The 12,485-nt window shown below is 66.2% G+C and carries 8 protein-coding genes; 3 read left to right on the forward strand and 5 right to left on the reverse strand.

The window, feature by feature from the left end; genetic code table 11:
* Nucleotides 1–93 precede the first annotated feature (93 nt).
* Nucleotides 94–1,386, reverse strand: a complete 1,293-nt coding sequence (locus CURSPS6_RS00300) for a type II toxin-antitoxin system HipA family toxin (protein ID WP_051687436.1) — start codon at nt 1,384–1,386, stop codon at nt 94–96.
* Nucleotides 1,383–1,871, reverse strand: coding sequence for a helix-turn-helix domain-containing protein (locus tag CURSPS6_RS00305; RefSeq protein WP_160319758.1), 489 nt, complete (start codon nt 1,869–1,871; stop codon nt 1,383–1,385). The genes CURSPS6_RS00300 and CURSPS6_RS00305 overlap by 4 nt, the downstream gene beginning before the upstream one ends.
* Nucleotides 1,872–2,219: 348 nt before the next feature.
* Between CURSPS6_RS00305 and CURSPS6_RS00310 the strand changes: the two genes are divergently transcribed.
* On the forward strand, nt 2,220–5,609 hold the full coding sequence (locus CURSPS6_RS00310; RefSeq protein WP_051687438.1) for an NAD-glutamate dehydrogenase domain-containing protein: 3,390 nt from the start codon (nt 2,220–2,222) through the stop codon (nt 5,607–5,609).
* A gap of 86 nt (nt 5,610–5,695) precedes the next feature.
* Nucleotides 5,696–7,060 carry an FAD-binding oxidoreductase gene (locus CURSPS6_RS00315; RefSeq protein WP_051687439.1) on the forward strand — a complete coding sequence of 455 codons (1,365 nt, stop codon included), beginning with the start codon at nt 5,696–5,698 and terminating at the stop codon, nt 7,058–7,060.
* A 14-nt stretch (nt 7,061–7,074) separates the two neighbouring features.
* Here CURSPS6_RS00315 and CURSPS6_RS00320 read toward each other — a convergent pair whose 3' ends face one another.
* Both CURSPS6_RS00320 and CURSPS6_RS00325 read right to left on the reverse strand, forming a co-directional pair.
* Complete coding sequence (locus CURSPS6_RS00320) at nt 7,075–8,607, reverse strand: GMC family oxidoreductase (protein WP_030013245.1); 1,533 nt, start codon at nt 8,605–8,607, stop codon at nt 7,075–7,077.
* Nucleotides 8,604–10,034, reverse strand: a complete 1,431-nt coding sequence (locus tag CURSPS6_RS00325; protein WP_030013246.1) for an aldehyde dehydrogenase family protein — start codon at nt 10,032–10,034, stop codon at nt 8,604–8,606. The genes CURSPS6_RS00320 and CURSPS6_RS00325 overlap by 4 nt, the downstream gene beginning before the upstream one ends.
* Before the next feature lie 201 nt (nt 10,035–10,235).
* On the opposite strand from CURSPS6_RS00325, the gene CURSPS6_RS00330 reads away from it, so the two are divergent.
* Entirely contained in the window at nt 10,236–11,201 is a 966-nt protein-coding gene (locus tag CURSPS6_RS00330; protein WP_051687479.1) for a helix-turn-helix domain-containing protein, read from the forward strand.
* 33 nt (nt 11,202–11,234) lie between these two features.
* On the opposite strand, the gene CURSPS6_RS00335 is transcribed toward CURSPS6_RS00330, so the two are convergent.
* The gene (locus CURSPS6_RS00335) at nt 11,235–12,455 is read right to left on the reverse strand and encodes a M20 metallopeptidase family protein (protein ID WP_051687440.1); all 1,221 of its coding nucleotides are present in this window, start codon (nt 12,453–12,455) and stop codon (nt 11,235–11,237) included.
* Nucleotides 12,456–12,485: the final 30 nt, after the last annotated feature.

A 12,485-nucleotide genomic window follows, 5' to 3' on the forward strand; every position in this document is an offset into this window, starting at 1 on the left:
CTACAACTACCACCGCCCCCATAGCGGAGCGGGCGGACATCCCCCAGCATCTCAGCTCCGTGCTGGCGTCACCAACCTCCTGCCCTCGTACATCTAGGCGTCGCGTTCAAGCATCGTGAGGGTGGTTGCGCAGAGCCGCTCCACCGCCGGGACGAGGCGTTGCGGCAAGATGCTGTCTCCGATGGGTTCTTCCTGTGCCTCACACGCCGCAGCCAAAGCCTTCGGCAATTCATGGGCCATCAAGGAGACTGTGTCAAGCATTCGCTTTTCTCCGAAGCCGCTTTCTCTGGCGAACCGTCTCCAGTGACGACGACTGACCCGCCCGAACCTTTTTTCGCCTCCAATGCTCATTGCGGATGCGCCGAGGCCGTCATCTTTTCCGGGAATTCCGCGGTGGGGGAGGCGTTCGTAAGGAAGTCCCGAAGCAATGTCGTACAGAGGTGCTAGGTGGATATTTCCGTCAGGGGAATGTATCAGGGAGTAGTTCTTGGCGTGAGCATCTGGGGCCCCGAGGAGATAGTTCGCGATGAGGGCCTGCACGAATTTCTCGACATCGTCATCCGAGGAGACCTCCTTTAACAGGGTCATGATTTTCAGGGCCGATGGGCCGCCAGCGGACTCATATTTCTTGTCCGGCAACAGCGAGAACGCTTGGCACAAATCCTCCTGGTGGAGGCGAACCACTCGACGGTCCAGTCGAATTCGGTCAAAGCGCTCTACTACCAAAGCGGCGACTTCGCCAAAAATCGTGTATTCGGTTTTGGCCACTGGCATTCCTAGATTTCCCAAAGCTCGTAGGCAAAGATGTTCGTTCAGTGCCTGGTCCTCCAGATCGTTAATGCCGGGCTTGATGATATGAGTGGTGGGCTCCGATCCTCGAGCTTCGTACCAGTTGCCGTCTTCCTGTCTTAAAGCGAATTTGCTCTGTGCGCCCGCAAGGGACCAGCTCTCTTGGGCCATGACCCAGTTGCTACCCGGCGATTGAATGAGCGATCGCAAACGTCTGGAGATGTCTTGCTCCGACAACGGGACGAGAGCGGAGTCGCTGTGGTCTGGATGGGTCTGAATGCGCTCAGGCATCAGTTGGACGGCCCCCGCACAGTCGTGGCCGATGTGTTCCAGGAGAAGAAATGGGTTTCTCCACGTGCTGAGGCTGAACTCTCGCTGGAGGGACTGTCGAACCGCTTCACCCTCCGGGATGAGCCCCTCGATGAAGGCCATAGCCTGTTTATTGGTATATGGGTCTCTTCGATAGGGCATGGCTACCGACAACGACGCCGACTGGTCTAAGCCGGGCCGATATAGGAGTTTTTTCGCGCCGGATTGCTCTTGCACCAGGTCGGCAACATGTTGTCCGTGGAGAATGACCCTAAGGGTTTTTGTCATGACCTTGACTCGCCGATCTCGTCAGTTATAGCGGTCGGCTTCCCTTGCTCCTGTCCAGTGGAATACGGCTGCTTGTTCAAAGCAGTGGTAATTCCAGAGGGGCGGGCGATGGAAGAAGCTATCTGCTCCTCGAGCGCTCTCCTGATACTCGGATCAAGGTATGGAGAAACACCGTCTCGAGGGTTCTGCGGACGAGTCACAACGGTTGCATCGGCATCCGCAGGGGATGAGGGTGCTTCTTCTTGAGAGGTTGCCGGATAGTCGCCATCCGTAGGCTCGCAGAACATCGTCGTGTCCAACGCCCTCATGAGGGCAAAGATCTTGCTCATCTCCGCCCCAGTCCGTTTGCCCTGTTCAACGCCAATCAGCCAGCTACGCGAGACACCTGCCCGATCGGCTAGCTGGTGTTGAGTAAGGTTTCGGTCGATCCGTATGTCGCGGATGAACGCGCCTAGTTCTCGTGCGTTGCGGATTTTCCAGAACATGTTCGTCTCCCAGGGCCAATACGTATCGTTGACATACGTAAACATTCTTCAATGTAGACGTTCTGCGACATTTTATAAAGTCTACGAACGTATACCTCCTGTCCGAGCGGCGCATCAGCTACGCGTTTCGAGACCCCCGTGCCCGGCGTACCCCACGGGCCCTCTGGCGATGCCCTCGCCCGAGACGTGTCGTGTCCTGCGGTTGTGCAGTCGGCGGTCCGCCGGCCGATGTCATACTCCCCCCACATTCTGGAACGGCATGACAGTGACCCCCCTCATGCCCTTACCCTAAAATCAGCGTTACGTGGGCCACCGCTGTGGTCACCGTCTGACCCGAAAGGAGCGCGCATGGCTCGACAGGAGAACACCGAGACCGCGATGGAACGAGTCCACTTCAGGTTTCCCGAGGAACAAATCGACGCCGAGGCCCTGCGCGGACTGGCGGCCTCGGAACAAGATCACCCGGCGGCCATGCGCTTGTTCCGCCAGGCTGATCAGGATGCCGAGGGCTCCGCCGAACCCGGGCTCCGGTTGCGCATCTACCTGCGCGAGTCCATCGCGCTCGCCGATCTCCTGCCGACCCTTCAGAACCTCGGGCTTCGCGTCATCGATCAGGTTCCGTACCGGGTCAAGGACGAACAGGGTGGCCTGGTCTCGCTCTACGACTTTGGCGTGACCTTCCCCGAGGGAGTCGACCCGGACAAGGTTCTGCCGCTCCTGGAGGATTCGCTCTGCGCGGTGCTCACGGGACGGGCCGAGGCCGGTTCCGCGAACCGCCTGGTGACCATCGAGGCGCTGTCCTGGCGGACCGTGGCCGTATTGCGGGCCTACTGCCGGTACCTGGTCCAGCTCGGGACCGGGCACTCCACGGATTTCATGGCCGACACGCTCGTGGCCAACGCCAAGGTCACCAAGCTGCTCGTCGAGCTCTTCGAAGCCGGCCACGATCCCGAGCGGGGCAAAGACCTCGACGCGGAGCAGCGTCGCCAGGAACAGGATTCCATCCGGGAGCGCATCGAGGAGGCCCTCGACGACGTCGCCGGCCTGGCGCAGGATCGCTTCTTGCGCACGATGGCCGAGGTCATCGCCGCAACCGTGCGAACCAACGCGTACCTGGGCAAAGAGACCATCGCCCTGAAGCTGCACCCCCGCGAGATCGACGAGGCGCCCCTTCCACGACCGGCCTTCGAGATCTGGGTCTACGCGCCGCGCGTCGAGGGCGTGCACCTGCGTTTCGGCGCGGTCGCCCGCGGCGGTCTGCGCTGGTCGGACCGCCCGCACGATTTCCGCACCGAGATTCTGGGCCTGGTCAAGGCGCAAATGACCAAGAACTCGGTGATCATCCCGACCGGCGCCAAGGGCGGTTTCTTCCCCAAGAACGCCCCGGGGCGCGACGAGGACCCCGAGGGCTACCAGCGCGAGGGCGAGGAGTCGTACCGGCTGTTCATCCAGTCGCTCCTGGACGTGACGGATAACCTGCAGCTCACCGATTCCGGCGAGCACCAGGTCGTTCACCCTGACGGCGTCGTGATCCTGGACGGCCCGGATCATTACCTCGTGGTGGCCGCCGACAAGGGCACCGCGACATTCTCCGACTTCGCCAACTCGATCTCCCAGGAGAACGGCTTCTGGCTGGGCGATGCCTTCGCCTCGGGCGGTTCGGTGGGCTTCGACCACAAGGAAATGGGCATCACCGCCAAGGGCGCGTGGGAGTCGGTCAAGCGCCACTTCGCCTCGCTGGGCGTGGACTGCCAGTCGGAGGATTTCACCGCGGTGGGCATCGGCGGAATGGCCGGCGACGTCTTCGGCAACGGCATGCTCTTGTCGGAGCACACCAAGCTCGTCGCGGCCTTTGACAGCCGCCACATCTTCCTGGACCCGAATCCCGACGTGGCCCGGTCCTTCCAGGAGCGTCGCCGGCTCTTTGACCTGCCGCGCCCGTACTGGACCGACTACGACGAGTCGCTGATCTCCGAGGGCGGCGGGGTGTACAAGCGCACCGACAAGTCCATCCGGATCACCCCGCAGGTCCGCGAGGCCTTGGGCCTGGCGGACGACGTCGCCAGCCTGTCCCCGGCGCAGTTGGTCTCGGCGATCCTGCGGGCGCCCGTCGACCTGCTATACACCGGCGGCGCGGGAACCTACGTCAAGGCCTCGAGCGAGCATCAGCGTGACGCCGGGGACGCCGACAACGACCTGTTGCGCATCGACGCCTCCGACCTGCGGGTGCGGGTCATCGGCGAGGGCGGCAACCTGGGCCTGACGCAGCTCGCCCGGATCGAGGCGGCGCAGCGCGGAATCCTGGTCAACACGGATGCCGTGGACAATTCCGCCGGCGTGGAGACCTCCGACCGCGAGGTGAACCTGAAGATCCTGGTGGATCGCCTGATCGAGAAGGACCACCTGGACCGCGAGGAGCGTGCCGGGTTCATCGAGGCGCAAGTGGACGAGGTGTCGGACCGCGTGCTGTGCAGCAACCGCGATCAGAACATCGTCCTGCAGGCCGAGCGGCTCGGAACGCGTCCGACTAACAGCTCCGCGATCCGGTTCCTGCACTTCCTGGAGGAACACGCCGGGCTGAACCGGGCCGTCGAGTTCCTTCCGACGGACGAGGAACTGGCCCGCCGCCGCAACGACGGGGAGCGGTTCACCAGCCCGGAGCTGTCGGTGATGCTGGCTTACTCGAAGATCGAGGTCACCCAGGCGCTGCTCGACGACGGATTCGGCGACGACCCCTGGTTGGCCCAGATCCTCAAGGAGTACTTCCCGACCGCCGTGACCGAACGTTTCGGCGACCACTTCGATAGCCATCCGTTGCGGCGGGAAATCATCTGCACGCGCGTGGCCAACGACATGATCGACACCGCGGGCATCGTCTTCGCGTATCGCGTCATGGAAGAGACGGGGGCGACCGCGTCGACCGTGGCCAGCGCCTTCCTCATCGTGCGGGAGCTCTTCGACCTGCATCGCCTGCGTGAGTTGCATCGGGAGATCCCCGCGGACGCCGACCCCGAGGCGTGGCGGACCGTCATCCACGACATCCAGCGGTTCACGGACCGCGCGGTGCGCTGGGTCGTTCGACACGGCCTTAAGTCGCGGACCGAGGATGCTGGGGAAGACGTCATCGGCACGGTCATCGACGAGCTGAGGCCGGGCGTCGAGCTCCGGGAGAACATCGCCGACTTCATGAGCGAGGACGCCGTGGCGAACCTCCGCGATCGCCGCGAGAAGGCGCGAGCCTGGGGGCTCCAGGACGAGCTCGCGGCGGCCTGGGCCGGGCTGTGGGAGACCCTTCCGGTCTTGGACATCGGGCTGGTTTCTCGGACGACGGGCGCGGACCTCCGGGAGACCGCGTTGGTCTTCTTCGCGATCTACGAGCGGTACTCGGTGCACGCCCTCTTGGACGCGATCACCGATCTGCCCCGCGTGGGCCGGTGGGAATCGATCGTCCGGGCGGCCCTGCGCGCGGACCTGTATCGAGCCGCAGAGTCCTTCACCGAGCGCGTTGTCTCGGACCTCGCGGGCTCCGGCGGAACGCTGCCGAAGGATCCCGCCGGGGCCAGGAAAGTGCTCTTGGCCTGGGAGGACGCGAATCCCTCGGCGGCGGCCGGGTTGCGCCGCCTCACCGACGAGATGGCCGAGGACATTCGCGACGCCGCGGACGGCGAACAACCGGTCGATCTGGCGACCATTTCGGTCGCGGTGCGGACGTTGCTGAATCCGCGCGGAGAGTTCTGACCCATCCGGTCCCGCGGCGCCATTCGTCCCGTGACGAGTGGCGCCGCGGGCGCTTAACCACTTAATCGCGACAGTGACGAGGGACAATGACGACCCATCAGCGCAACGCCGACATCCGTGATCTCGCGGCAACGCTCGGATCACGCCTGCTCACCGACCCGGACCGCATACGGGACTTCATCGACGACCGATCGATCGCCGAACCGGAGGGCATGCCCGTCGGCGTGGTCCTGGCGGGCTCGGCCGAGCACGTCTCGGCGGCCCTGCGCTGGGCGAACCAGACCAAGACGCCGGTGTCGGTCAGGGGCTCGGGTTCGGGCCTGTCCGGCGGCGCCCTGGGCTACCCGGGCGGTCTCGTGGTGTCCCTCGAAGCGATGAGCTCGATCCTGGCCATCGACGCCGAGAACCGACTGGCCGACGTCGAGCCCGGCGTCGTGACCTCGGACCTCGACGCCGCGGCCCGGCAGCACGGGCTGTTCTTTGCCCCGGATCCCGCGAGCTCTCATCTCTCGTCCGTCGGGGGAAATATCGCGACCGACGCCGGGGGCCTGCGGTGCATCGCGCACGGGACGACCGCGGCGGCGGTCGCCGCCCTGGAAGTCGTGATGGCCGACGGCAGCGTCATCCACACCGGGGCCAGGACCATCAAGAACGCGACCGGGCTGAATATGACCCCGCTGTTTGTGGGCTCGGAAGGCACTCTGGGCGTCATCACCCGGGCGACCGTGAGGCTTAAACCGGTCCCGGAGGGTGTGCCGAGGACCTTCTACGCGAGCTTTGACGACCTCGAATCCGCGGGACGGGCCGTGACGGCGATCGTCTCGACCGATCCGCGCCCCGAGGTCCTGGAGCTCATCGACGCGATCTGCGCCCGTTTGATCGAGCGGTTCGAGCCGAGGGGCCTGCCCCAACCGGAGGCCGCGTTGCTCCTCGGGCAGACCGTCGGTCCCACGGCCCAGCGCGACGCCGACATCCTGGCGGCGACCTGTGAGCGGCTCGGGGCCACCCGGACGCACGTGCAGGAGGGAGACGACCTGCTCGAGGCGCGGAGGCTCGCCAACGGTGCGCTCATGGCCGGAAAATACGCGGTGCACTGTGACGTCGGGGTCCCCGTGGCCCAGCTGGTCGAGATGATGCGCGGCATCGAGAAGATCGCCCGGGAAGCCGGTCGCGGGGTCAGCATCCTGGCCCACGCGGGGGACGGGAACCTGCACCCGGCGGTCGAATCCGACGAGACGCCGGAGGACCGGGCCAAGGCGGAAGAGGTCGTCGACAGGATCACCGAGCTGGCCATCGGCATGGGCGGGGTCATCTCCGGGGAACACGGCATCGGCTCGCTCAAACATCGCGAGCTCCCGCTGCAATTCGACGAACCGACCCTGCGGGCACAGCGTGCCCTCAAGGCGGCCCTCGACCCGAACGGAATCCTGACGCCGGGCCGAGGGATTTAGCCCCGGGCTGTGGGTTACGCCTCCGCGAGGAGGCGTTCCGCCGCCCGCTCGGCGATCATGATCGTCGGCGCGTTGGTGTTCCCCGTGGGGATCGACGGCATGATCGACGCGTCGACCACGTGAAGGGCTTCCGTTCCCTTGACCGCCAACCGGTCGGGGTCCACCACGGCGAGGGCATCCGTGCCCATCGCGCAGGTGCCCACCTGGTGGTGGTACGTGACCACCGAATCGCGCACGTACTCCTCGAGCTCCTCGTCGGAGACCTCGGGGCCGGGCCAGATCTCCCGCGCGCCCCATGTCCCGGCGAGGGCCGGCTGCCGACCGATCTCGCGGCAGTGCCGCACCGAGGCCACGAGGGCGTCGACGTCGGCGCGCTCGCTCAGGGCCGCGAGATCCACCGCCACCGGGTCCGTGAGCTCCGACCCGGTGAGCGTGAGCGATCCGCGGCTCACGGGCCTGACGAGCCCACCCAACATGCTGAAGCCCTTCTCGGGCCCGCTCATCTCGCCCTTGGCATAGCCCTCCGAATACATCGGGACCGAAAAGAAGATCGGCTGGGTGTCCGGGACCGGCAGATCGGGCCGCGACTTGGCGAAGAGGTGCACCTCCGCGGGGGCGACATTGGGGTCCGGCAACGGATGAGACTCCTCGGTCGCAAAGATCACCGGGGAAAGCAGGTGGTCGTGCAGGTTCTTCCCGACGCCGGGAACGTCCGAGACCGTGTCGATGCCCAGGTCCTCGAGCTCCTCACGGGGCCCGACCCCGGAGCGGAGCAGGATCTCGGGGCTGCCCAGGGCGCCGGCGCTGAGCACCACGGTGCCCGCGCGCACGGACTGGACCTGGCCGTCCTTCTCGAACTCGACCCCGACCGCGCGGATTCCCTCGAAGAGGATCCGGCGCACCCGCGCCTCCGTCACGATGGTTAGCGAAGGATTCTCGGCCACAGGCTCGAGATAGGCCTGCCACGAGTTGAAGCGCTCGCCATCGCGGACGTTGAGCTGCATGCGGGACACGCCCTCGGGGTCGCCCGAGTTGTAGTCCTCGTTCAGGGGGAACCCGGCCTCCTGGGCGGCGTCGAGCATGGACTCCTGAATCGGATTGCGCTCGAAGTCCCGACGAACGTCCAGCGGGCCGTCGGTTCCGTGCAGCTCGGAGGCGGGGCCGTCGTAATTCTCGATCGAGACGAAGTACGGGAGCACCTCGTCCCAGGTCCAGCCGGGACACCCGCGGTACGCCCAGGCGTCATAGTCCTGGCGCGCTCCCCGGACCCAGATGCAGGCATTGAGCGCGTGGGATCCGCCCATGACCTTGCCCCGGGGGAGGTGGATCTGTCGGTTCGAGCATCCGGGCTGCTGGACGGTGAAGTAGTTCCAGTCTTCGGGGCTGTGCCAGATCTTGCCGAGGTCGTAGAGGTGCCGGATGTCAGGGTTGGTTTCGGGGCCGCCGGCCTCCAGAAGCGTGACGGTCGAACCGCCATCCAGGAGCCGCCGAGCCAGGACGTTGCCGGCCGAACCGGCGCCGACGATCAGGTAATCGCTCGTGGTCATGATGCCTTCCCTCCGCTGATGATCTGGGGGACGCCGAGGGCCTTGAGCCCCTCGACGCCGAATTCGAGCCCGTAGCCCGATTGCTTGATGCCGCCGAAGGGGATCCGAGGGTCGACGCCGCCGTGACCGTTGATCCACACCGTTCCGGCCTCGATCCGCTCGGCGATCTCGTGGGCACGCGTCGTATCCGAGGACCAGACGGACGCGCCGAGGCCGACGTCGAGCGAATTGGCGGCCTCGATGGCCTCCTCGACGGTCCCGTACCGAATGATCGGCAGCGCCGGGCCGAACTGCTCCTCGACGACGAGCGGGTTGCTCGGATCGATGTCGGCCACCAGGGTGGTCGGGTAAAAGAACCCGGCCTGGTCCGCCTCGGGGTCGCCGCCCATCAGCACGCGGGCGCCGTCGGCCTTGGCGGCCTCGACCAAACGGTCGACGATCTCGTACTGGGCCCGATTCTGGAGCGGCCCGAGCACGTTCTCCTCCTCGAGGCCCACGCCCATCGGCATGGTCTGAGCAAATTCCACGAGAGCGTCGCACACCTGGTCGTAGATCGCGTCCGGGACGTACAGCCGCTTGAGGGCCGCGCACGTCTGGCCGGTGTTGATGAAGGCGCCCCAGAAGAGCCCCTCCGCGATCTCCTGCGGATTCACGTCATCCAGGACGATGCCCGCGTCATTGCCGCCGAGTTCGAGTGTGAGCCGCTTAATGGTTCCGGCCGAAGACTCGATGATCTTTCGCCCCGTCGCCGTGGAGCCGGTGAACATGATCTTGTCGACCCCGGGGTGCTCGCTCAGGGCGGCCCCGATCTCGCGCTCGCCGGAGACCACCTGGACCAGGTCCTCGGGCAACACCGTGTTGAGCACGGCTGCCAGGGCCAGGACGCTCAGCGGCGTGTACTCGGAGGGCTTGACCACCGCGGTATTTCCCATGCGTAGCGCGGGGGCGATCTGCCAGATGGTGATCATCATGGGCCAGTTCCACGGGCCGATCGCGCCCACGACGCCGATCGGGCGGTACTGCAGGGTCGCGTGCGTGGCGTCGTCGTCGACCAGCGTGGTGGTCTCAAGCTCGAAGCCCGCGTTGGCTCGGAGCCACATCGCGACGGCGCCGACCTCGAATCGGGCGTTGGGGCCGTTGAGTGGCTTGCCCTGTTCCCGGGAGAGCAGCTCGGCGAGTGGCTCGGCGGCGGCCTCGACGGCGTCGGCCGCGCGCAGAAGCACCTCGCTGCGTTCCCGATGACTCGTGCGTCCCCAGCCGCGTTGCGCCTCGCGGGCCCTCGCGACGGCTGCATCGAGGTCGTCCGCGGTGTGACGGGGCGCGCCGCCGATGCGCTCCCCGGTGGCGGGATCGTGGATATCGCGTCCTTGTTGTCCCGCATCGACGAGGGACAACAGCTCGGCGTAGGTGGTGGGTGACGTGGTCATGAAGACTCCTCGCATTGGGGTAGGGCTGTCTTCATCCTCTCGGCCGTGGGCGCAGATGGGTTGCCGCACAGCGCAGTCCTCTTGGCCCACAGTGTGGTCTGCATCACCGTGATGATAATTTGAACGAGGGCGAGTCGTGAGGTGACCGCCGTCCCATCGCGGCAACGGGGCCGCGATGACGTTTCCGTGAAAGGTGATGACGTGACGAACGTTCGGGAAGACTCCGCGCACGCGGGAGCCACGGGACTGACCCGCGACCAGTGGCGTCGCTTCGCCGCAGAATTCTTTGCGCCGCTCCGGATGACCTTCCCTCCGGGCCAGGACTTCAGCGCCGATGTCCACCACGTGGCGGTCGGCGACGTGCACCTGCACGACATGGTCACGGGCGCCCACACCGTGACCCGCAGCCCGGACCTCATCGAGCCCGACGCCACGCGGTACTGCAAGCTGAGCCTGCAGCTCGAGGGCCGGTCCGGTCTGACGCAGGATGGCCGCCAGTGCGTTCTTCACCCCGGGGACCTGGCCCTGTACGTCACGCAGCGACCCTATGAGCTCTCCTATACCGAGCCCCAGCACTCCCTCGTGGTGCACTTTCCGGCCTCCGACGTGCAGATGCATCCCGAACAGATGCGCGCCGTGACGGCCCGACCCATCAGCCGGGAGCACGGTCTGGGGACCGTGGCCGTACCGCTGTTCGAACAGGTGGCCCGGAACATGGACCTTCTGCACGGCCCCCACGCGATGAACCTGATCCGGTCCGCCCTCGACATGCTGGTCACGGTCCTATCCTCGGAGAGCCTCGAGAATGGTCGGGAACCCGCCGAGGGGACGCTCCTGCACGAGGCGATCTCCCTGATCGAGAACCACCTGGACGACCCGTCCCTGGGGCCGAGCCGCATCGCCGAGGAGCTGTTCGTCTCCCTGCGCCAGCTCCACAGCAGGTTCGCCGCGCACCGCCTCACGGTCGCCTCGTATATCCGAAACCGACGGTTGCAAGCGATTCGGCAGGACCTGTCCAACCCTCTCCTGGCCGGGGAGACCGTCCACACCATCAGCGCACGATACGGGCTCCTGGACCCCTCGCACGTGAGCAAGGCGTTCAAGGCCGAGTACGGGGAATCCCCGTCGTCCTACCGCGCCCGGATCTTCCGGGACGACGCGGCCTGAGCCGCGCCGCCGGAAGTGGTGGTTTTGTGGTGGCTAAGCCTCCGCCAGCCGGCCGAAGGCGAGGGTCGCGAGGGCCGCCGACTGTTGGGGCAACACGGCGTCGTCGAAGCGGACCTCGGCCGAGTGGTTCATCGGCTGGTTCCACACGTCCTCGATCGGGTACGAAGCCCCGACGAACATGAACGTTCCCGGGACCTCTTCCAGGACGAAGGAGAAGTCCTCCGAGCCCATGCGCGGCTCGGGAACCTCGACCACGGCGTCCTCGCCGAAAACGTCGCGGAGCCTTTCGGCGGAGCGCTCGGTTTCCCCGGCGTCGCAGACCGTCGGCGGGTACAGCGTCGTGAACTCGACCTCGGCGGTGCACCCGTGGGCCTCCGCGATGCCCTTGGCGAGGCGGTCGATCATCACGCCGAACTGGTCTCCGGACTCGCGGGTCATGGCGCGGACTGTCGCGCCGAGGCGGGCGTCGTCGCCGATCACGTTGACGGCCGCGGTTCCGGCCTGCAGCTGGGTGATCGTCGCGACCACCGGGTCGAAGACGTTGAACTGGCGCGTGACCGCGGTCTGGATCGCCGTGGCGATCTCGGTCAGGGGTGCCACCGGATCCAGCGCGGAGTGCGGTGCCGAGCCGTGGCCGCCCTTGCCGTGAACGACGACGTGCAGGTTGTACGCGCCGGCCATGACTGTCCCGGAGCGATGCATGAAGGTTCCCTGGGGTGCGGGGGCCACGTGGAAGCCGTACGCCGCGACGGGACGCTCGCCCGTGACGTCCAAAACGCCTTCCTCGATCATCGGGGCGGCGCCGCCGGGGCCTTCTTCGCCGGGCTGGAACATGAAGATGACCTTGCCGGGCAGCTCGCTCTGGTGGGCACTCAGGAGCTTGGCCGCGCCGACGAGCCCCGCGGTGTGCAGGTCGTGGCCGCATGCGTGCATCGCGCCGTTGGTCGAGGCGAATTCCTCACCCGAATTCTCCTCGACCGGCAGGGCGTCCATGTCGCCGCGCAAAAGCACGGTCGGTCCCGGCTTCTTCCCTTCCAGGACGGCGGTCACGGAGGTGACGTTGGTGCCCCGGTGAATCGTCAACGGCAGACCCTCGAGGGCCTCGATCACGGCGTTCTGCGTCCAGGGCAGATAGTTGCCCAGCTCGGGATGTTGGTGCAGGGAGCGTCGGAGATGGCTCAGCTCATCCGCCAGGGACGTGGCCTCCGAGAGGAAGTTCGGTGTGTGCTGTGCCGTGGGGTGACTGTCGGCCATCTGAATGCTCCAGACCTAGTAGTTTGCTTG

The sequence above is a fragment of the Curtobacterium sp. S6 genome (assembly GCF_000710345.2).
Lineage (GTDB): Bacteria > Actinomycetota > Actinomycetes > Actinomycetales > Micrococcaceae > Rothia.

What these genes read in the sequence shown, in the direction of transcription:
- CURSPS6_RS00300 (WP_051687436.1), bottom strand. Translation starts at nt 1,386, where the DNA reads ATGACAAAAACCCTTAGGGTCATTCTCCACGGACAACATGTTGCCGAC.
- CURSPS6_RS00305 (WP_160319758.1), bottom strand. Translation starts at nt 1,871, where the DNA reads ATGTTCTGGAAAATCCGCAACGCACGAGAACTAGGCGCGTTCATCCGC.
- CURSPS6_RS00310 (WP_051687438.1), top strand. Translation starts at nt 2,220, where the DNA reads ATGGCTCGACAGGAGAACACCGAGACCGCGATGGAACGAGTCCACTTC.
- CURSPS6_RS00315 (WP_051687439.1), top strand. Translation starts at nt 5,696, where the DNA reads ATGACGACCCATCAGCGCAACGCCGACATCCGTGATCTCGCGGCAACG.
- CURSPS6_RS00320 (WP_030013245.1), bottom strand. Translation starts at nt 8,607, where the DNA reads ATGACCACGAGCGATTACCTGATCGTCGGCGCCGGTTCGGCCGGCAAC.
- CURSPS6_RS00325 (WP_030013246.1), bottom strand. Translation starts at nt 10,034, where the DNA reads ATGACCACGTCACCCACCACCTACGCCGAGCTGTTGTCCCTCGTCGAT.
- CURSPS6_RS00335 (WP_051687440.1), bottom strand. Translation starts at nt 12,455, where the DNA reads ATGGCCGACAGTCACCCCACGGCACAGCACACACCGAACTTCCTCTCG.